We start from the raw sequence: 19,940 nt of genomic DNA on the forward strand, positions 1-19,940 counted from the left end.
GACCACGTTGATAGGCCGGGTGTGGAAGAGCGGCAACGCTTGAAGCTTACCGGTACTAATAGTTCGATAGGCTTGATTGTTCTCATTACTTATATCCATCTTGTTCTCACTCACGCTTGTTCCGCCCTGCGGGCGGCGCTACGTGGGTGCGGCGCATCGGCGCCGACGGTCGGTCGACCTTGCGAAGCTTCGCTTCGAAGGGCGCCAGGCTGAAAGAACGTCAAAGGCACAACAAAGACCAGCGAACAGCTTAGAGAAAGCAGCAAATAGGGCTCCCTATTCGCTACTCACTATTGGCTATTCGCTCAAACAGCTTCTCGATTTGAACGTGCGTTTTGCCGACCTGGTGGTTATGGCGGAGCGGCTGCACCCGATCCCATTCCGAACTCGGCCGTGAAACGCTCCAGCGCTGATGGTACTTCGTCTCAAGACGCGGGAGAGTAGGTCGCTGCCAGGTCTGCAAAGCACACGTTCACCTCACATCCGGATCGATCCGGACGGAGACAAATCTTCTCTCTACGATCTTAAGGCCCGCCAAACGGGAGCATGGGCCGCGCAAGCGGCCCTTTCATTTGGCACCCTCTTGAATCCGGTAAGGTCGCACTTACCTCAAAGGACGCAAGCAAACGCTTGCTCGTGGTCGCAAGCAAACGCTTGCTCGTAGTTGACGCGGGGTGGAGCAGCCCGGTAGCTCGTCAGGCTCATAACCTGAAGGTCACAGGTTCAAATCCTGTCCCCGCAACCAAATCCAAAAACGGCCCGCATCCACGCGGGCCGTTTTGGTATGTGCGCTGCTCTTCGCAATCCGATCGGCAAGCGACCCAGGCGAACCGATGTTCCGCTCCCCGTTGTCGTATCCGTCCTAATCTATGATCGCCTTTTCCATGGACGAGCAATGGAAGTTTCTCCCGCCACCGCGGGCTCTACGGTCGGCATGGTGGCGCGTATCAGCCAGATTCGCCGCTAATCCGAAAAACCGATTGCTGCCCTGATCAGGTGAAGCGGTCGGTTGAGCGTCCTCAGGCAGAGTTCTCTCGAATTGAATGACATGATAAACGGCGCCTATGGGAATCAAGAACTACCTGATCGAAGGCGGTTCCGGCACTGGAAAGACGTCTGTCGCTACCGAACTGGAGCGGCGGGGTTACCATGTCATCCATGGTGACCGGGTCTTGGCCTATGTCGGCGACCCCGAAACAGGCAAGGCACTGCCAGGACCACCCGAAGGCGCGGATCGCATCGTTTGGGAATACGCGCACTGGATTTGGCCCGTCGACAAGGTCCGGGCCATTGCTTCCGACACTAGCCATCCTGCCACTTTCTTCTGTGGCGGCTCGCGCAATTTCCATAAATTCCAGGACTTATTCGACAAGGTCTTTGTGCTCGACGTAGACGTTGAGACGTTGAACCGACGATTAGATGGGCGACCGAATGAGCCAGGTTTCGATCCGGCCGAGCGGCGGCTGGTACTGCGCTACCATCATACCCGGGAATATCTTCCCGTTGGCATCGATATCGACACGGCGGGTACGGTCCCAAGCGTCGTCGACAATATCCTCGCTCAACTCGCCTGAAGTCCTGAACGCATCGTGAATGGGATGGGAAGCACTCGAATATTGCGGGAAGACGCCGCCTGAACGGCTCACCGGCGGCGCTGAGACTTTGTAGCGACCGGCAGCTTGCGGATCGGCAAGCCGGACGCGCAAAGACCTGAGTCGTGCGGGACCGCTGGCCGGATCGACCTCGGCTTCAGCTGGAATTCAGGGAAATTTCGGCTGGTGGTGGCATGGGGGCCGGGCTGTTCATCCTTGCTCGCCAGATCGGGCGGGATCGCCTTGCGCCAATTCCTCCAAATATGCACGCAGCGACCGCGGCTCCCGGCCCAAGATCGCATTTAGCGTCAGTGGGTTGCCGAGCAGGCCGTGGCGATCGTAGTGATCGAACATCGCCCGCAAGCCGGGAGGAACATCGCCGAGCACATCGGGATCGCGGCGCTCACTGATTTCATGGCCCAGCACATCGCTCATCAGCGCAGCGACGTCGAGGCGGTTAAGTTGCCCCGGTGCGCAGAGCTCGAACGTTCCAAAAAGCAGCCGCTCTTCGGTCAGGGCTATCGCGGCGACCTCGGCGACATCGCGATAGTCGACCAGCGAAAAGCGTGTCCCCGACGACCAGGGCTCCGCAAGCACGCCCTCCTTCACGACTTTGGGCCAGAATGCCGCGTAGTTCTGGAAGTAGCGCGCCGGATGGAGGAACGTATATTCCAGGCCGGAGTTGAGAACCGCCTCCTCGACCGGCGCTTTGGCGACATGATTGACGAGGTCCGAAAGTACCGGGTGGATCACGGCCGAGAACACAAACCGGCGCACACCGGCGTCGATAGCGGCCTCCACGACTTTCTTTCCCACATCAGCCTCGGCGGAAATGAACGCTGGGGCGATATAGAAGACGGCGCCCACATCCTTGAGCGCCGCATCCAAAGCTGCACGATCGCGCAGATCGCCGATGGCAACCTCGGTTGCGCCGTGACCGCGTACCAGTTCAGCCTGCTCAGGCTTGCGGATGAAGGCACGCACGCGCGCACCCCGCGCGGCAAGGGCCGGAATGACGCTGCCCGCAAAATTTCCCGCTGCACCGAAGGCGAGAATCATCATGATCATGTTCCTGCGCGTTTCGTGACGATCACGGATCTGTTCGGGCACCGGGGGCCCTCAACCAAATCTGGTTCCCGCGACCGGGATGTCACCTCCCCGCCGGCATATTTTTGGGTAACGCTTCAACAGGCCGCGTAAGACGAATTTGCGCGAAGGCGCGCCGCGTTCGGAGGTTCTCGTGTTTCGTCGTCGCGAAACCCATTGTAGGTAGGCTCGCCTCGGGCTTTTTGCTGACGTGCATTAACGTCCGAAATTCCGGCAAGCATTCGCCCTTGGCGATCTCGAATGAACGCAACCAAACTGACGGAGAGGAAAATGCGGCAAGCGCTGATCGTATGGGGTGGCTGGGAGGGGCATGAGCCCGAGGCCGGCGCCCGTGTCGTCAAGGCGATGCTCGAGGAAGAAGGCTTTGCCGTGCGCGTCGAAAACACGACGGCGGCGTTTGCCGACCCGGCGATCGCCGAACTCAGCCTGATCGTGCCGATCTATACCATGTCCAAGCTCACCAAGGCCGAAGAGGCGAACCTGACCGAGGCGGTCGAAAACGGCGTCGGCCTCGGCGGCTATCATGGCGGCATGGGCGACGCTTTTCGCGAATCAACGAATTATCAGTTCATGTGCGGCGGCCAATGGGTCGCGCATCCCGGCAACATTATCGACTATCAAGTGAACGTGGCGCGGCGCGACGACCCGATCATGCAAGGCATCGAGGATTTCCCCTACCGCTCCGAACAGTATTACATGCATGTCGACCCATCCAACGAGGTGCTGGCGACCACGACTTTTTCCGGCGACCACGCGCCGTGGATCGATGGTGTCATGATGCCGGTGGTGTGGAAGCGCCGGTACGGCAAGGGACGCGTGTTTTATTCTTCGCTGGGTCATGTGGCCTCGGAGTTCGAGGTCCCGCAGATGCGCACCATCCTGCGCCGAGGGCTGGTCTGGGCGGCACGCTGAGCGACCGGCTCAAGGTCGGCTAAACACTTTCGAGATAGGTCTCGATCTCGAAGTCGCTGACGTTGAGCGCGAAAGTGTTCAGCTCCTGGCGCTTGCAGGCGACGAAAGCGTCGCGCAGCACGTCCGGGAAGATCTCGGCGACACGCTGGCCCGCCTCGAAGGCAGCGATCGCCGAGGCCCAATCCGGCGGCAGCTTGGCGAGCGTCAGTCCCTGGCCTTCGCCGCCGGTCGGCTCGCCGGGCGAGAGCTGACGCTCGATGCCGATCAAGGCCGCGCCGAGAATCGCCGCAAGCACCAGATAGGGATTGGCGTCGGCGCCGGAGACGCGATGCTCGATGCGGCGCGCCGCCGACGGGCCGCCCGGAATGCGAATGGCCACCATGCGGTTTTCATAACCCCAGGCGACGGCGGTCGGCGCATAGGATCGCGGCCGCAGCCGGCGGTAGGAATTGAAATGCGGCGCGAACACCAGCGTGCTTTGGGCCATCGCGGCAAGCAGGCCGCCGACAGCGTGGCGCATGGCGTCGGAACCCTGATCTGAGCCGTCATCGAAGATGTTGCGGCCTTGCCTGTCGAGGACGCTGAAATGGACATGGAAACCGTTGCCGGCGCGTTCGCCATAGGGCTTGGCCATGAAACAGGCGGCGAAGCCATGCTTGCGGGCAATGCCCTTGACGGTGCGCTTGAAGAGCACGGCGTCGTCCGCGGCGCGCAGGGCGTCGGGCACATGGTTGAGGTTGATCTCGAACTGGCCGACGCCGTTCTCGGCGATCGCGGTGTCGACCGGAATGTCCTGCATGCGGCAGGCTTCGTAGATATCGTGGATGAAGGCTTCGAAGTCGTCGACTTCATCGATCGAAAGCGCCGCGTCGGAATCGAGGCGCCGTCCGGTTACCGGCGAGACCGGTCCGACAGGCCGCTGCGACGTCGGGTCGACAAGGTAGAATTCGAGCTCGGTCGCGGTGACGGGCGTCAATCCTAGCGCGGCATAGCGGTCGAGGATGCGGGCCAGCGCGCGGCGCGGATCGCCAAGGTAGGGGGCGCCGCTGTCGTCCGCCAACCAGACCGGCAACAGCGCCGTCGGGTGTGCCGTCCAGTTGACCGGCAATATGCCGCGCCCCGTCCAATGGCAAAGTCCGTCGGCGTCGCCGGTCGAGAACACCTGGGCGTTGCCTTCGATGTCCTCGCCCCATATGTCGAGCCCGATGGCCGAGTAAGGCATGCGCAGCTTGCCTTCGAGCGCCTTGCGCGCCTGCTCGACCGGAATGCGCTTGCCGCGCATGATTCCGTTCAGGTCGCACACCGCCGCCCGCAGGCTCTGGATGTCCTTCCTGCTGTCCAGCCACTTCAAAACGTCCGCAATCGCATCGCTCAATTTCCAGCCCCTGTTTTTCTGGGTGCTGTAGCCTGTCGGCTACGATATCCAATTTTCGGCTTGTGAGTTCGTGAAGGCCAACGTGGCTGACGCCGAACGATTTTCCTTCATTTTTTCAAGTCACTAGCCGGGATATCGGGAGGCATTTCAGGTCCATATTGTGCGATCTGCGATCGCAACATAGCGGCCCGGTCGGCGAAAGCCAAGCCGGATTCGGAGGCCCGCTTGCCTGTCAGTGGCGCAGTTCCGGAAATTTCACCTGGCCGAGGATGTGGGCCGCGCCCTCGGCGATATCGCGCACGATCGCGGCCCGCGCCCTTTCGCCGTCATGAGCCTCGATCGCCGCGACGACCTCCTCGTGATAGTCGATGCCGAGAATGCCTGCCAGGTCATCCTCGAAACCGATGTGCAGATTTCGCAGGAATGGGCCGACCTGCATCCATACCGTCTCGATCAGAAAGATCATCTGCTCGTTGCCGCAATGGCGGTAGATCGAGAACTTGAAGTCATAGTTCTTGCGCAGATAGTTTTCGATCCCGCCGCCGCGGGCGGCTTCGGTAAGTTCGGCGCAGTGGCGCCGGATCGCGCGCAGATTGTTGCCGTTGATGAGTTTTGTCGCAAGCTCGGTGGCCGTACCTTCCAGGATCGTGCGCACGGCGGTCAGTTGCTGGAAGCGGTCGGCGGAAATCAGCGGCACCTCGACGCTGCCGTTCGGCATCGGGCTCAGCGCTCTCAGCGCCTGCAGCCGCATGAAGGCGCTGCGCACCGGCATGTCGCTGGTGCCGAGCTCCTTGGCGAGCTTGCGCGAGGTCAGCTTCTGGCCGGGCTGGAGCTGGCCCGACATCAGCGCCCGCACAAGCTCCAGATAGACTTTCTCATGCAGGGGAACGGTATCGACAGCGGTCAGTCCGAATTGCGATTTGTCGGCCATTGGCGATGCGCTGCTTCACTCGTCCTGAAATCTGTCTCGTCACCTGATCCGCCGCCGGGATAGCTGGCCGATCGTTTCGGCCGCACGATAGACGCTCAACGCAAACCGCCGCAAGGGCGGCCGGCGTTGCTATCCGATCCGCGCGTCGATGATCTCGACGAAGAGCGCGAAGAGACCCGCCTGCGACTTGATCTTGAGCTTGCGATAGATGTTACGGCGGTGGACCTTGACGGTCCCCGGAACGATGCGCAGCGCCCTGGCGATCGATTCCGTGGAATGGCCCTGAAGCACCAGGTCGACGACCTGCTTTTCGCGCGAGGTCAAGGACAGGCTTTTCCAGATATGCGCCCGGTCGAGCTCGTTGGTCGGCGCGACGGTCGCGCCGGAGGGCCGGGCCACAACTTCTTCGGCAGGCAAAGCGGGCCAGCGCTGCCTGCAGAAACCGATCACCGCCGGCGCCATGTCACGCAGCAGCCTGGCATCCGCCGTTCCGAACGGCCCGGTGGCGCGCAGCCGCATCAGCGACAGCACCAGCGCATCCTTGCCGGCTAGCGGCACGAAGAAGCCGACCTCCTCGGCAAGTTTGGTCTGGCTGTAATAGGAGCGGTGGTATTCGCTGGCATAGAAGCGGTCCGGCGCGAGCTCACGCATGCGCCAGAAACCCTCCTTGCGCTCGACCGCGGCGTGGTGGAACGGGTCGAGCAGGTAGGGCCCCTCCTGGTAGAGCGCGACGAAGATGTGACTCTCCGCCGGCGAGAAGGTCTCGAACAGGAGCGGTGGCCGTGCGGCACCGCGATAGCCGAAGATCACGCAGTGATCGAAACGGACATGTCCGCTGAGCCAGCCGACGATCGCCTTGCCGAAATGATCGCCGCCGGTCTCGCGCGACGCGGCGATCACGGCGGCCAAGGCGTTGTAGTCGTCACTGCGGGAGGCCGCCAATTCATACCCCTCTAAACGATAAAATCGGCTAACTATACCACCTGCGAGGTATATACCAGGTGCATCGCCTCTGCTAGCGTCATGACATTGCCTCACGCTGTCGCTGGAGCCTTGGCTTGACTGCAGTGCCCGATATCGAATTTCGCGCGGTCACCAAGCGCTACGGCGCCATCACCGCGGTCAGCGGCATCGACCTTGCCATCCCGCCTTCCGCCTTCGTCGCGTTGCTCGGCCCCTCCGGCTGCGGCAAGACGACCTGCCTGCGCATGATCGGCGGCTTCGAGCAGCCGAGCGAGGGCCAGGTGCTGATCCGCGGCCGCGACATGGCCGGCACGCCGCCCTACCGGCGGCCGGTCAACATGGTGTTCCAGCAATACGCGCTGTTCCCGCATCTCGATGTCGAGGAGAACATCTCCTACGGGCTGCGCCAGGCAAGGCCGCGCCTGTCGTCGCGCGAGATCAGCCAGCGGGCGGGCGAGGCGCTTTCGATGGTGCAGCTCGCCGGCTACGGGCGCCGCAAGATCCACGAGCTGTCCGGCGGCCAGCAGCAGCGCGTGGCGCTCGCCCGCGCGCTGGTCAACAAGCCGGCGGTGCTGTTGCTCGACGAGCCGCTGGCGGCACTCGACAAGAAGCTGCGCACCGACATGCAGATCGAGCTGCAGAACCTGCAGCGCGAGATCGGCATCACCTTCGTTCTGGTCACCCACGATCAGGAGGAGGCGCTGTCGATGAGCGACTTCGTCTGCGTCATGAATGGCGGCCGCGTCGTCCAGCTCGGGCAGCCGAGCGAGATCTATGACGAGCCGGCCGACCTGTTCGTGGCCGACTTCGTCGGCAAGACCAATCTTCTCAGCGGCAAGGTGGCCGCGCTCTCGGGTGACCTCGTCGATGTCGCGCTCGCCGACGGCACGGTGATTTCAGCGCGCAAGCGGGTGCCGCTCAGCCGCGACGAAGCCGTCTCCGTCAGCCTGCGGCCGGAATCGCTGAGCCTTTCGGCGCCTGGGGGCGGTGCCTTGAAAGGCATCGTGCGCAATCGGATCTTCCTGGGCTCGACAGCCGAATACGCGATCGAGGTCCAGGGCATCGGATCGCTGCTCGCCAAGGCCGATCACGTGATCGGCCATGGCAATCTCTTCAAGCCGGGCGAACCCGTCGCCATCGGCTTTGCCGCCGGAGCGCCGCTGGCGTTTCCGCACGCCAACAATAACGGGACCAACCAGAGGGAAGACCAACATGCCGAAATCCTGCCGTGACGGACTGCCGATAACCCCCGATAAATTCGTCGACCAGTTGATGCGCCTGAAGCGCGGCTCGATCAGCCGGCGCGACTTTCTCGGCCTCACCGGACTCGGTGTCGCCACCGCCGTGATGGCGCGTGAGCTCGGCATCATGCCGACACCCGCCTTCGCCGCCGAGAACCTCGGCGACCGCATGTCGATCGCCACCTGGCCGAACTACCACGACCCGCAGACCTTCGAGAATTTCAAGGCCGAGACCGGCGTCGCCGTCGAGGTCAATGTCTTCGGCTCGAACGAGGAGATGCTGGCCAAGCTGCAGGCCGGCGGCTCGGGCTGGAGCCTGTTCGTGCCCACCAACTACACCATCTCGACCTACAAGAAGCTCGGCATCATCGAGGCGCTCGACATGGCCAAGCTCGGCAATTTCGACGGCAAGTCGGAAGATGCGCGCTTCACCGCGGAAGGCACGATCGACGGGACGATCTACGCGGTCCCGAAGAACTGGGGCACGACCGGTTTTGCCGTCAACACCAAGAAGCTCGCCAAGCCGATGTCGAGCTGGAAGGAGTTCTGGGACACGGCCATGACCGAGGCCGACGGCCGCGCCATGGTGCATGACTATCAGCTCACCACGATCGGCAATGCGCTGAAATATTACGGCTATTCGTTCAACTCGCTGAAGCAGGACGAGCTCGCCAAGGCCGAGGAATTGCTGCTCAAGGTCAAGCCGCATCTGTTCGCGGTGTCGAGCGACTACCAGCCGGGAATGCGCGCCGGCGATGCCTGGATGACGATGTGCTGGACCAATGACGGGGCGCAGCTGCATCGCGATATTCCCGAGATCGCCTATGTGCTGGGCAAGGAGGGCGGCGAGATCTGGACCGACTTCTACGCCATCCCGAAGGATGCGCCGAACAAGCCGGCCGGCTATGCGCTGCTCAATTACCTGATGAACCCGAAGGTGGCGGTGAAGGAGCATCTGGCCAATGGCGCGCCCTCGACCGACGCGCGCGTCAACGCGCTGCTGCCCAAGGAAGTGCTCGACAACCCGATCCTCTATCCGGCGGCCGACCTGTTGAAACCGCTCGAATTCGGCGCCGCCGCGACGCTGACCGATCCGGGCCGCGCCGAGCTGATGGCGCGCTTCAAGTCGGCTTGAGCGGGACCGGCAACAAACCAGAACCAGACAATGCGACCGGCGGACAAAAGTCCGCCGGCTCCCAACCGGCTTTCCCGATGCGCCGCAGCCTCTTTCGTAAAAATCTCGTGACGGCGCTGCTGCTCGCCCCGGCGACGCTGTGGCTGGTCGTGTTCCTGGTGTTGCCCTTCGTCGCCATCGCCGTCTTCAGTGTCGGCGAGCGGGCGCCGGAGGGCGGCTACCAGGCCGCGCTCACGTTCGCGCAATACGCCAACCTGCCGGCGCGGGCGACCGCCTTCTGGAACACGATGGTGTTGGCGCCGGCCGGCGCGCTTGCCTGCCTGCTCGTCGCCTATCCGGTCGCCTATTATCTGGCGCTGCGCGCGCCGCAGCGCTGGCGGCTGATCCTGCTTGCGCTGATCGTCATCCCGTTCTGGACCAGCCTTCTGATGCGCACCTATGCCTGGATGTACATCCTTGGCGGGCGCGGCATTCCGGCTTTGCTCGCCTATGTCGGCATCGAGGACCTCAGGCTGATCAACACGCCGGGTGCGGTGCTGCTGGGCATCGTCTACGGCTATCTGCCGCTGATGATCCTGCCGATCTATGTCAGCCTGGAGCGGCTCGACCGGCGCCTGCTGGAGGCCTCCGCCGATCTCGGCGCTACGCCGCTGTCGACCTTCCTCGGCGTGACGCTGAGACTGTCGCTGCCCGGCGTCATGACCGGCTTCTCGCTGGTGATGATCCTGCTGCTCGGCGAATATCTGATCCCGACACTGCTCGGCGGCGGCAAGGTGTTCTTCATCGGCAACGCGCTGGTCGATCTCTTCCTGCAGTCGCGCAACTGGCCGTTCGGATCGGCCATCGCCATCACGCTTGTGCTGGTCTCGGTGGTGGTGCTGATCGTCGCCAACCGCATCTCGACCCGGCTTTCGGGCGCACGTCGGGTGGACCTGATCTGATGCGCGCCTTCGTCGTTGCCGTCTTTGCCTTCCTCTATCTGCCGATCGCGCTGGTCGTGCTGTTCTCCTTCAACGCCGGCCACCATGCCAGCGAGTTCACCGGCTTTTCCGTGCAATGGTACGGCAAGGCGCTGTCCAATCCCTTCCTGGTCGAGGCGCTGAAGAACAGCCTGTTCATCGCCACCACCAGCGCGCTGCTCGCGGCCTTCTGCGGCACGGGCGCGGCGCTCGGGCTGCAGCGCGTCGGCGCACGGACCCGGGCTCTGTTCGACGCGCTGCTGGGCGCGGCGATCGTCGTGCCAGGCGTCGTCATCGGCATCTCGACGCTGGTGGCCCTGGTGCAGCTTTTCGCTGTCGTCAATCCGTTCCTCGCTTCGCTCTGGCCGACAGACCAGCCGCCGCGGCTTTCGCTGGGCTATGGCTCGATCATCGCCGCGCACGGCCTTTTCTCGATGGCGCTGGTGACGATGATCGTCGGCACGCGGCTGAGCAGCCTCGACCGCAATCTGGTCGAGGCTTCGAGTGATCTCTACGCCACGCCGCTGACGACGTTCCGCTCGATCGTGCTGCCGCAGATCATGCCGGCGGTGATCGCGGGCTTCCTGCTCGCCTTCACCTTCTCCTTCGACGACTTCATCATCGCCTTCTTCGTCGCCGGCGCTCAGACGACGCTGCCGATCTATGTGTTCGCCTCGATCCGGCGCGGTGTGACGCCGGAAATCAATGCCATCGCCACGATCGTGCTCTGCGCGTCGGTCCTGCTCGTGCTGCTAGCGCAATGGCAGCTCGGCCGGCGGAAGCCACCGCCTTGAGAGACCAATCCATGATCCTGAAAGACCGTATCGCCGTGGTGACGGGCGCCGGGTCGGGCATCGGCCGCGCCGGCGCGATGATCATGGCCAGGGAAGGGGCGCATGTGGTCATTGCCGACCGCGATCCGGCGGCCGGCGAAGCCACCGCTTCCGACATCCGCGCGGCTGGCGGCCGGGCCGAGGCGGTCGCCACAGATGTCAGCGACGATACGGCCGTCGAAGGCCTCATCGAGGGAACGCTCGGCAGGCATGGCCGGATCGACATCCTGCACAGCCATGCCGGCATCCAGGTCGGCGGCGCGCTCACCGAAGTCGGCACCGACGGGATGGACGCCTCTTGGCGGATCAACGTGCGGGCGCAATTCCTGGCGGCCAAGACCGTCATGCCGGCGATGATCGCGCAAGGCGGCGGTGTCATCCTCAACACCGCGTCCAATTCCGGCGTGTTCTACGACCGCGAGATGATCGCTTATGCCACCTCCAAGCACGCCGTTGTTGCGATGACCCGGCAGATGTCGCTCGATTATGCCAAGCACAATGTGCGCATCAACGCGCTCTGCCCGGGCTGGGTCGACACGCCGTTCAACGCGCCGTTCATCACCCAGATGGGCGGGCGCGACGCGATCGAAAACTATGTCCGTACCAAGATCCCGATGGGGCGCTGGGCGAGCGTGGAGGAGATCGCGGAGGCGATCCTGTTCCTCGTCTCCGATCGCTCGTCCTTCATGACCGGCCAGGCGCTGGTGGTGGATGGCGGCGAGAGTATCGGCTGATCTGGTCCAGCAATGCAGGCTTGCGCCGGCGGCGATGATCGGTCAAACGATAACTCCACCCCAGTGAGACCCGTCATGCAGGCTGCAGAACAGCGATACCGCGAAAGGCATCCGGTTTTTGCCGGCGGCATTTGTTTTGCGCGCGCGGGATATCACTGATCATGCGCTGCTGCCGCCACGAGAACCTGCAGCGCGCGGAGGAGACCAAGGTCGGCTCGCATGTCGTTCGCGACGGCTGGACCGAAGGGGTGCAAGGCGCGCTGACCCGGCCTTCGGCCGGTCAACAGGCGGGCGCCCGTCCTCGGATAACGCAGCTTAGATAACGCCCTACCGGAACGGACATGCCCGCCGAAGCGATCTCTCCTTCGTACGGACATGACCAATGCCTGACAATCTGAACACCTCATTTCCCGGCGCGGACACGCAAAGCTGGCTGAAAACGCACGCGATCAACGAGGTCGAGTGCTTCGTGCCGGACATCAACGGCGTGCTGCGCGGCAAGACCCTGCCGGTGGCCAAATTTCTGAAGTCGCTCGACGACCGCGCGCTCTATCTGCCGAGCAGCGCCTTCCTGGTCGCCATCGACGGCCGCTATTCCGGCTCCATCGACGAAGGCTTCGCCTACCAGGATCCGGACATGCGCATGGTGCCGGACGTTTCGAGCCTGTGCCTCGCGCCCGGCAGCGCCGGCAAAGCCTACGTTTTCGCCGACACGTTCCACATGGACGACCGGCCGTGGATGGCCTCGCCGCGCCATGTGCTGAAAGCCGTGCTCGACCTTTATGAGCGGCGCGGCTGGCGGGCGGTGGTGGCGCCGGAGCTCGAGTTTTACCTGACGGCGCCCAACCCAAACCCTGACCAGCCTTTGAGCGCGCCGATCGGACGCAACGGCCGGCCGGAAAGCGTGCAGCATCCATACGACATGCAGGCGATGGAGGAGTTCGAAGCGGTGACGCGGCAGCTCTATGAGCATGCCGCCATCACTGGCCTACCGGTAGAGACGCTGATCCATGAATCCGGCACGGCGCAGCTTGAGATCAATCTGCTGCATGGCGATCCGCTGACGCTTGCCGACCAGGTGCTTTTGTTCAAGCGCCTGGCGCGGCAAATCGCGCAGGCCAACGGCATGCACGCCACCTTCATGGCCAAGCCGATCGCGGCGCAGGCGGGCAGCGCGATGCATCTGCACATGTCGATCGTCGACAGGAAAGGCGAGCCTTTGTTTGCCGGCGACAACGGCGAGGACAGCGAGATGTTCGTGCACTTCATCGGCGGCCTGCAGAAATACATCCCTGAAATCATGCCGCTGTTTGCGCCGCATGCGAATTCCTACCGGCGCATCCGGCCCGGCCACAGCGCGCCGGCCAATATCGAATGGTCGCACGACAACCGTTCCTGCGGCCTGCGCGTGCCGCTGGGCGGGCGCGCCGCGCGCCGCATCGAGAACCGGCTGCCCGGGGCGGACGCCAATCCCTACCTTGCCATGGCCGGCTCGCTGATCGCCGGCTATCTCGGCATCGAGGAGAAGCTTGCGCGCTCGGAGGAGGCCTTCGGCAACGCCTATAAGAGCAAGAGCACACTGCCGAAGACGATGGAGGAAGCGCTTGATCGTTTCGCCGCCTGCGAGCCCGTGCGGGCGCTGCTCGGCGAGGATTTCTGCCAGACCTATCTGCGCGTGAAGAGCGTGGAACTTGACCTGTTCCAGAGCGTCGTGACGTCCTGGGAACGCGACCATCTTCTGCTCAAGGTGTGACCATGGCTTCGCGTTCGACAGGTTTCAATTCCGGTCTCGACATCGACAAGTCCTATTATGTCGCCACCGCCAACCCGGCGCCCGACCATCCGGCGCTTGCCGGCGATATCGAGGCCGATCTGGTGGTGGTTGGCGGCGGCTGCACGGGTTTGTCGGCGGCGCTGCATGCGGCCGAGCGTGGTCTTGACGTGGTGCTGCTCGAAGGCGGCAAGATCGGCTGGGGCGCCTCGGGCCGCAATGGCGGCCAGATGATCCCCGGCCTGCGAAAGGGCGCCAGGGGCCTGGTCAAAAGCTTCGGGCCGGAACGGGCAAAGGCGCTGTTCGATCTGGCCTTCGAGGCGCGCGGGCTGGTGATCGATATCATCGAGCGTCACGGCATCGAATGCGACTTGCGCCAGACCGGCCATCTGGTCGGCGCGGTCAGCGCTTCGGATATGCGCGACTTCGACGAAGAGGTCGAATACCTCGCCAAGGTGATGAACTTGACCGATGTCGAGATCCTGTCGGCGGCTGAGGCGCGGCAGATGGTCGACACACCCTATCAGGGCGCGGTGTTCGAGCGGCTCGGCGGCCACATGCATCCGCTCAACTACACGCTGGGGCTTGCCCGCGCCGCCACCGCCGCCGGCGTCGTCATCCATGAGAACTCGGTCGCGGTGCGGATGGAGCGCGAGCCGTCCATCCGTGTGTTCACCGACAAGGCCTCGGTACGCGCCAGGCATGTGGTGTTGGCCGGCGATGCGCTGCTGAAAGGGCTGGAGCCGCGCGTCAACAGCCGCATCATGCCGGTCGGCAATTATATCGTCGCCACCGAGCCCTTGGGCGAGCGCAATGTCATCCCGGCCAATGTCGCGGTCTCGGACACGCTGTTCGTCGTCAACTACTACCGCATGTCGGCGGACGGACGCTTGCTGTTCGGCGGCGGCGAGCGCTACACGCCGTCGCCGCCGGCCGACATTGCCGGCTTCGTGCGGCCGCATATGGAAAAGACTTTTCCGCAGCTCAAGGGCTGCCGCATCGACCATGCCTGGGGCGGTCTGGTGTCCATCACCACGTCGCGCCTGCCGCATGTCGGGAATTACGGCGAGGTCTATTTCGCGCATGGCTATTCCGGCAAGGGCGTCATCCTGTCGACGCTGTCGGGCAGGCTCCTGGCGGAAGCGATCACGGGCGATGCCTCGCGGCTCGACCTGTTCTCGGCGCTGACGCCGCTGCCCTTCCCGGGCGGCACGGCGCTGCGCGGCCCGCTCTATGTGCTCGGGATGTTGTGGTATGCGATGCGCGATCGGCTCAGACACTGACGCTGGCTTTCCTGCCCCCGGCGTGGCTAATGTCTCCGCGCCAGGGACGAGTCCCCCGGCGTTCGCCACTTAATCGAAGGCAGCTCACAGGTCGCAGCAAGGGGCAGATCTATGAATATTGAGGCGGGCCGCCTGACCAAGAAGGAGCGCCACGAGCTGATCCTGTCGGAGGTTCGGCGCTCGGCCTCGATCCGCATCTCGAAGCTTGCGCGCCGCATCGGCGTCGCCGGCGAGACCATCCGCCGCGACCTGATCGAGCTTGGCGATGCGGGGCTCATCAACCGCACCTATGGCGGCGCCACCATTTCACTGGTGACGTCGGAACCGGTGATCGCTGAACGCGGCCTCACAATGGTCGAGGAGCGGGCCCGTGTCGGACGAGGTGCGGCCGGACTGATCGAGAAAGGCAGCATCGTGATGATCGACGGCGGATCGACCACCTACGAGGTCGCGCGCAGCCTTTCGCAACACGGCCGGGACCTGACGATCATCACCAACTCCGTCGGCGTCGCCTCGGTGGCCGGCGCCAATTCCAGCTTCCGCGTCATCCTTTGCCCCGGCACCTATGACAGCCGCGAGGCGGCCGTGCTTGGCGAGGACACGGTCGAGTTCGTGCGCCGCTACAATGCCGACGTCGCCATCATCGGCGCCTCGGCGCTGAACGCCGAAGGGCCGAGCGACATGATTTCGGGCGCTGCGGCGGTGAAGCGTGCGATGATGGCGCGGTCGCTGTCGACCATGCTGGTCGTGACCAACGACAAGTTCGGCCGCAGCGGCCTCGAACGCGTCTGCGCGCTGAGCGAGATTTCCGATGTCGTCACCGACAGCGAGCCGGCAGCCGAGATGCGCGCAGCGATCGACGAGGCAGGCGGCGAGCTGCACGTCTTTGCCGAGAGCTGAATAGGTTAAGCGTCGCGGTTTGTCAGCGCGATATGGCAGCAGCCGGAGCCATGGCCCGGTGTCCAGGTGACATTGTCGAAGCGCACGCCGGTTGCCTCGAACAGGCCGCGGTCGAAGGCGCCGGCGATGCGGCAGAGCGTGGCGAGCTTCTCCTCGCCGACGCCGGCCTCGATCCAGGCATCCTTCAGCGGGCAGCGCTTCACCTTGAAGGCGATGTGGCCAGGCCCGCGCTCGACATCGGTCGGATACATGCGCCCGCCATCCGGGCTGACCGCCAGAAAGGCCTCGCCGATCGCCGGCGCATTATTGGGGCCGAAGCCGGCGAACGCCGCAGCCGCGACTTCCCGGCCGCGCTTCTCGATGCTGCGGATCATGACCGCCTCGGCTTTCTCGGCGCCAAACTCGGCGGTCAGCTCGTCGAGGAAGAGACGATAGAGGTCGGCCCGGTTGCGGAAGGCGGAGTCGAGCTCGCGCGACAGTTTTTCGGCTCTGGCTGCTTCGGGATCGGTCATGCTGTGTCCTGATTTTGTCGTTTGACCATGATCTGTCCGCAAACCGGTTCCCACTTTGGAGGATCATGGTCGGTTCCTGGTCAATCTTGGCGTCGCCTCGACCAGCGCCTTGCCGATCGCCGATTGCGGGTTGGCAATGATGGCGCGGGCATCGCCGCTCTCGGCGACCCGGCCGGCGTCGAGGATGACGACGCGATGCGCCACGGCACGGATGACGCCGAGATCATGCGAAATGAACAGATAGGCGATCCGTTCCTGTCTTTGCAGGTCGAGCAGCAATTCCAGGATCTGGCCCCGCACCGAGACGTCGAGCGCCGACACGGCTTCGTCGAGCACGATCAGCGACGGCCGCGTGGCGATGGCGCGGGCGATCGCCACGCGCTGGCGCTGGCCGCCGGAAATCTCGTGGATGGCACGAGCCGCGAGACTCGCATCGAGGCCGACGCGTTCCAGCAGCGCCGCGATATGGCTGGGGCGCTCGGCGCGTGTGGCAATGCCATGGATGCGCAAGGGATCGTCAAGCACGCTCGCCACCGTGGCACGTGGATTGAAGGCGGCGAGCGGATCCTGGAACACCATTTGGAGACGGGCGCGGCGCGCGCGCAGCGTGGTGCCCGACAGCGCGAGGAAATCCGCGCCTTCGAAGTCGATGCGGCCGGCATCGGGCTCGATCAGCCGCAGCACCAGCCTTGCGATCGTCGATTTGCCGCTGCCGGACGGGCCGGCGAGCGCCAGCGTCTCCGCCAGGCCGATCTCGAAGGAGACGTCGTCGACCGCCGCGAAGGGCTTGCCGCCGCGACGGTAGCGTTTGGCCAGATTCGAGACCGCAAGCACGGTCATGCCGACGCGCCTTGCCGGTGAAACAACGGCTCGGTATCGAGGCCGAGATGAGCGTCGAGCAGCGCGCGCGTATAGGCATGGCGCGGCGCGTTGAGGATCTGGTCGGTCTCGCCAAGTTCGATCAGCTCGCCGTGGCGCAGCACTGCGATTCGGTCGGCAAGCGTGGCGGCAAGCGCGATATCGTGGCTGATGAAAAGCAGCGTCATGCCGTCCTCGGCCACCAACCGGCGGATCAGGGAAACAATCTCGGCCTGGACGATGGTGTCGAGCGCGCTGGTCGCTTCGTCGGCGATGAGCAGCTTCGGCCCGGCCGCGATTGCCGCCGCGATGGCCACGCGCTGCTTCTGGCCGCCAGAGAGCTGGTGCGGGTAGGCATGTAGGATGGCGTTCGGGTCCGGAAGGCGGACGCGGTCGAGGAGGGTCTTGGCTTGGGCGAAGGAGTCAGGCCAGCTGAGGTTGAGATGGGTGTGGACGACTTCGGCGATCTGCTTGCCGATTGGCATGACCGGATCGAGGCTGGACGAGGGGTCCTGGAAGACGAAGCCGATGTCGCGGCCGAGACGGGCAGGTTTATCGTGAAGATGAAAAGGCTGGCGCTCTACGGCGCCCCCCTCTGTCCTGCCGGACATCTCCCCCTCCAGGGAGGAGATTAGCTCGTAATCTCCGCCTTCGCCAATTTTCGAGGTCGCAAGAGGAGAGCCGGCGACGGAACTGCCCATCTCCCCCTTTGAGGGGGAGATGTCCGGCAGGACAGAGAGGGGGGCCTTGGCGCCAGCGCTTGCCGGCAGGAACCAGTCTACCAGCCCGCCAATCTCGGCACCCCCCGCCAACAACCCCGCAACCGCTAGCGCCAGCGTACTCTTGCCCGAGCCGCTTTCGCCGATGATCGCCAGGCGCTCTCCGGCTTTCACATCCAGGCTGACGCCTTTCAGCGCCGGCACCTCGACCCTGTCGCGCCGATAGCGCACCGAAAGATCGCGAATCGACAGCAGCGCGGTCACGACAGGCTCCTGCGCACCGCGGTGCTCTCCACCACGCCTTCGCCGGCGAGGTAGACGCCGAGCACGGTCAGCACCAGCGCGATACCTGGAACGACCGACAAAAACGGCGCGGTGCGCAGCACCGCACGCCCCTCGGCGATCATGCCGCCCCAGGTGACGCGGTTGGGATCGCCGAGGCCAAGGAAGGAAAGCGCGGCCTCGGTGAGGATCGCCGCAGCCACGATCACCGAGGACAGCGCAAGCACCGGCGGCAAGGCGTTGGGCAGCACCTCGCGAAAGGCAATCTCAAGTGGATGCATGCCGATGACGCGGGCGCCGGCGACATAATCGCGCTCGCGGATCGACAGGACCTCCGCGCGCGCCACCCGCGCGGGTCCGGTCCAGGCGCCGAGCGCGATCGCCGCGACGACGACGCCGAGCGAAGGCCCGACGATGCTGACGAAAGCGAGCGCGAGCAGGAAGCTCGGCACGGTCTGGAAGGCGTCGGTGATGCGCATCAGCACGTCGTCGACCAGGCCACCGGCGAAGCCGGCCAAAGTGCCGACCACCGAGCCGATCAGGAGCGCCGCGGCAGCCGCCGCCAGCCCCACCGCCAGCGAGGTGCGGGCGCCATGGAACAGCTCGGCCAGCACGTCGCGGCCGAGCCGGTCGGTACCGAGCGGCAGCGACCAGTCCTGGAACGGCGGCAGCAGCGCCGGTCCGGCGATGGCCTGCGGGTCGCCGGGAAACAGCAGCGGCGCCGCCAATGCCATCACAATGAGCAAGGCGAGAATGATCGCGCCGGCGATCGCCTCCGGCGTGCGGAAGAAACGATGTAGGCGGTTCATGCGCTTGCCTCGCCGGCGCCGACGCGCGGATCGAGGACAGCGTAGGCGAGATCGACGAGAAGGTTGATGACGACGACGAGCACGGCGCTGACCAGGATGATGCCGAGCAGCAGCGGCGCGTCGCGTCCGGCGACGGCTTCCTGCGCCAGCCGGCCGAGACCCGGCACAGCGAAAACGCTTTCGATGACGACGCTGCCGCCCAGCATCTGCGCCGACTGCAGGCCGAGCATGGTGACCAAAGGGAGGAGCGCGTTGCGGGCGACATGGGCAAGCACGATGCGCCGGCGCGGCAGCCCCCTGGCGCGGGCGGCGAGGATAAAGTCCTGCCGCCAGGCCTCGGTCATGCCGGCGCGCATCATGCGCAAATAGAGCGCCAGATAGATGAAGCCGAGCGCCGAGACCGGCAACACGAGATGAGTGGCGATGTCGGCGGCGCGCGCCACTCCGGTTTTGCCGGAGGCGATGGTCTCGATGCCGCCGATCGGCAGCCAGCGCAAATCGACGGCGAAGACGACGATGAGCACCAGGCCGAGCCAGAAGCCGGGCACGGCATAAAGCGCCAGCGAGCCGATGGAGAGGAAACGGTCGCGGAAACTGCCAGGCCGCGCACCGGCATAGATGCCGAGCGCCGAGCCGAGGCCGAAGGAGAGCGCGGTGGCACTGCCCATCAGGATCAGCGTGGTCGGCAGGCGTTCGAGGATGGTTTCGCGGATGGGCCGCGAGAAGGTGACGGACTGGCCAAGGTCGAGATGCAGCAGCGCCCAGAGATAATTGGCGAGGCGCGTTAACTCCGACTGGTCGAGGCCCCAGCGGTGGCGCAGCAATTCGATCATGCCGGCATCGCCGCCGGTCGAGACGATGTAGGCGTCCACTGCGTCGCCGGGCGCGGCTTCGAGCAGCAGGAAGCTGCCGATGACGACGATGAGGAGAACGAAGACGCTGCCGACGAGGCGACGGCGCAGGAGGCGGAGGGCACGGGTCATGGCGAAGCCTGGTTGAGGCCAAACCACGGACGTTGCGCTCT

Annotated in this window: 19 protein-coding genes, 1 tRNA gene and 2 rRNA genes; 13 read left to right on the top strand and 9 right to left on the bottom strand. The window is 64.5% G+C overall.

Annotation, left to right across the window (positions count from 1 at the left end; translation table 11 throughout):
* From FJW05_RS21405 to FJW05_RS21420, 4 genes are all read left to right on the top strand, one after another.
* A 23S ribosomal RNA gene (locus FJW05_RS21405) occupies positions 1 to 80 on the top strand; the annotation flags it as partial.
* Positions 81 to 342: 262 nt separating this feature from the next.
* Positions 343 to 457 (top strand): 5S ribosomal RNA (rrf, locus tag FJW05_RS21410).
* A 211-nt stretch (positions 458 to 668) separates the two neighbouring features.
* Positions 669 to 745: transfer RNA gene (locus tag FJW05_RS21415), tRNA-Met, on the top strand.
* Between the two features lie 319 nt (positions 746 to 1,064).
* Positions 1,065 to 1,574, top strand: a complete 510-nt coding sequence (locus FJW05_RS21420; RefSeq protein ID WP_140545815.1) for an AAA family ATPase — start codon at positions 1,065 to 1,067, stop codon at positions 1,572 to 1,574.
* A 228-nt stretch (positions 1,575 to 1,802) separates the two neighbouring features.
* Here FJW05_RS21420 and FJW05_RS21425 read toward each other — a convergent pair whose 3' ends face one another.
* Positions 1,803 to 2,654, bottom strand: a complete 852-nt coding sequence (locus FJW05_RS21425; RefSeq protein ID WP_140635492.1) for an NmrA family NAD(P)-binding protein — start codon at positions 2,652 to 2,654, stop codon at positions 1,803 to 1,805.
* Between the two features lie 315 nt (positions 2,655 to 2,969).
* Between FJW05_RS21425 and FJW05_RS21430 the strand changes: the two genes are divergently transcribed.
* Positions 2,970 to 3,611, top strand: coding sequence for a ThuA domain-containing protein (locus FJW05_RS21430; protein WP_140635637.1), 642 nt, complete (start codon positions 2,970 to 2,972; stop codon positions 3,609 to 3,611).
* Positions 3,612 to 3,630: 19 nt separating this feature from the next.
* Here the strand turns inward: FJW05_RS21430 and FJW05_RS21435 are convergent, their stop codons facing one another.
* From FJW05_RS21435 to FJW05_RS21445, 3 genes are all read right to left on the bottom strand, one after another.
* Positions 3,631 to 4,986: a glutamine synthetase family protein gene (locus FJW05_RS21435; protein WP_140635494.1), complete on the bottom strand. Its 1,356-nt coding sequence runs from the start codon at positions 4,984 to 4,986 to the stop codon at positions 3,631 to 3,633.
* Positions 4,987 to 5,218: 232 nt separating this feature from the next.
* Entirely contained in the window at positions 5,219 to 5,917 is a 699-nt protein-coding gene (locus FJW05_RS21440; RefSeq protein ID WP_140545818.1) for a GntR family transcriptional regulator, read from the bottom strand.
* A gap of 129 nt (positions 5,918 to 6,046) precedes the next feature.
* Positions 6,047 to 6,859, bottom strand: a complete 813-nt coding sequence (locus FJW05_RS21445) for a LuxR C-terminal-related transcriptional regulator (RefSeq protein ID WP_140635496.1) — start codon at positions 6,857 to 6,859, stop codon at positions 6,047 to 6,049.
* Between the two features lie 116 nt (positions 6,860 to 6,975).
* On the opposite strand from FJW05_RS21445, the gene FJW05_RS21450 reads away from it, so the two are divergent.
* From FJW05_RS21450 to FJW05_RS21490, 8 genes are all read left to right on the top strand, one after another.
* Complete coding sequence (locus FJW05_RS21450) at positions 6,976 to 8,112, top strand: ABC transporter ATP-binding protein (protein ID WP_140635498.1); 1,137 nt, start codon at positions 6,976 to 6,978, stop codon at positions 8,110 to 8,112.
* Positions 8,093 to 9,256, top strand: coding sequence for a spermidine/putrescine ABC transporter substrate-binding protein (locus FJW05_RS21455; RefSeq protein WP_140635500.1), 1,164 nt, complete (start codon positions 8,093 to 8,095; stop codon positions 9,254 to 9,256). Before FJW05_RS21450 ends, FJW05_RS21455 begins: the two co-directional genes overlap by 20 nt.
* 77 nt (positions 9,257 to 9,333) lie before the next feature.
* On the top strand, positions 9,334 to 10,197 hold the full coding sequence (locus tag FJW05_RS21460) for an ABC transporter permease (protein ID WP_140545822.1): 864 nt from the start codon (positions 9,334 to 9,336) through the stop codon (positions 10,195 to 10,197).
* A complete protein-coding gene (locus FJW05_RS21465) occupies positions 10,197 to 11,009 on the top strand; it encodes an ABC transporter permease (protein WP_140635502.1) in 813 nt (270 codons plus the stop codon). Before FJW05_RS21460 ends, FJW05_RS21465 begins: the two co-directional genes overlap by 1 nt.
* 11 nt (positions 11,010 to 11,020) lie before the next feature.
* Positions 11,021 to 11,782, top strand: a complete 762-nt coding sequence (locus FJW05_RS21470) for a glucose 1-dehydrogenase (RefSeq protein ID WP_140635504.1) — start codon at positions 11,021 to 11,023, stop codon at positions 11,780 to 11,782.
* 382 nt (positions 11,783 to 12,164) lie between these two features.
* Positions 12,165 to 13,535, top strand: coding sequence for a glutamine synthetase family protein (locus tag FJW05_RS21480; protein WP_140545826.1), 1,371 nt, complete (start codon positions 12,165 to 12,167; stop codon positions 13,533 to 13,535).
* A gap of 2 nt (positions 13,536 to 13,537) precedes the next feature.
* Positions 13,538 to 14,836, top strand: coding sequence for an FAD-binding oxidoreductase (locus FJW05_RS21485; RefSeq protein WP_140635508.1), 1,299 nt, complete (start codon positions 13,538 to 13,540; stop codon positions 14,834 to 14,836).
* Between the two features lie 111 nt (positions 14,837 to 14,947).
* Positions 14,948 to 15,736: a DeoR/GlpR family DNA-binding transcription regulator gene (locus FJW05_RS21490; protein WP_224633692.1), complete on the top strand. Its 789-nt coding sequence runs from the start codon at positions 14,948 to 14,950 to the stop codon at positions 15,734 to 15,736.
* Between the two features lie 5 nt (positions 15,737 to 15,741).
* On the opposite strand, the gene FJW05_RS21495 is transcribed toward FJW05_RS21490, so the two are convergent.
* The 5 genes from FJW05_RS21495 to FJW05_RS21515 form a co-directional block, all read right to left on the bottom strand.
* A complete protein-coding gene (locus tag FJW05_RS21495) occupies positions 15,742 to 16,248 on the bottom strand; it encodes an L-2-amino-thiazoline-4-carboxylic acid hydrolase (protein ID WP_140635510.1) in 507 nt (168 codons plus the stop codon).
* 63 nt (positions 16,249 to 16,311) lie between these two features.
* Positions 16,312 to 17,088 (bottom strand): ATP-binding cassette domain-containing protein, encoded by a 777-nt coding sequence (locus FJW05_RS21500; protein WP_140635512.1) that lies wholly within the window; start codon positions 17,086 to 17,088, stop codon positions 16,312 to 16,314.
* Positions 17,085 to 18,089: an ABC transporter ATP-binding protein gene (locus tag FJW05_RS21505; RefSeq protein WP_140635514.1), complete on the bottom strand. Its 1,005-nt coding sequence runs from the start codon at positions 18,087 to 18,089 to the stop codon at positions 17,085 to 17,087. The genes FJW05_RS21500 and FJW05_RS21505 overlap by 4 nt, the downstream gene beginning before the upstream one ends.
* Positions 18,086 to 18,916, bottom strand: a complete 831-nt coding sequence (locus FJW05_RS21510; RefSeq protein ID WP_140635641.1) for an ABC transporter permease — start codon at positions 18,914 to 18,916, stop codon at positions 18,086 to 18,088. The genes FJW05_RS21505 and FJW05_RS21510 overlap by 4 nt, the downstream gene beginning before the upstream one ends.
* The gene (locus tag FJW05_RS21515; RefSeq protein ID WP_140635516.1) at positions 18,913 to 19,899 is read right to left on the bottom strand and encodes an ABC transporter permease; all 987 of its coding nucleotides are present in this window, start codon (positions 19,897 to 19,899) and stop codon (positions 18,913 to 18,915) included. Before FJW05_RS21515 ends, FJW05_RS21510 begins: the two co-directional genes overlap by 4 nt.
* Positions 19,900 to 19,940 lie beyond the last annotated feature (41 nt).

It is taken from the genome of Mesorhizobium sp. B2-9-1, from assembly GCF_006439455.1.
In the GTDB taxonomy this organism is placed as follows: domain Bacteria; phylum Pseudomonadota; class Alphaproteobacteria; order Rhizobiales; family Rhizobiaceae; genus Mesorhizobium.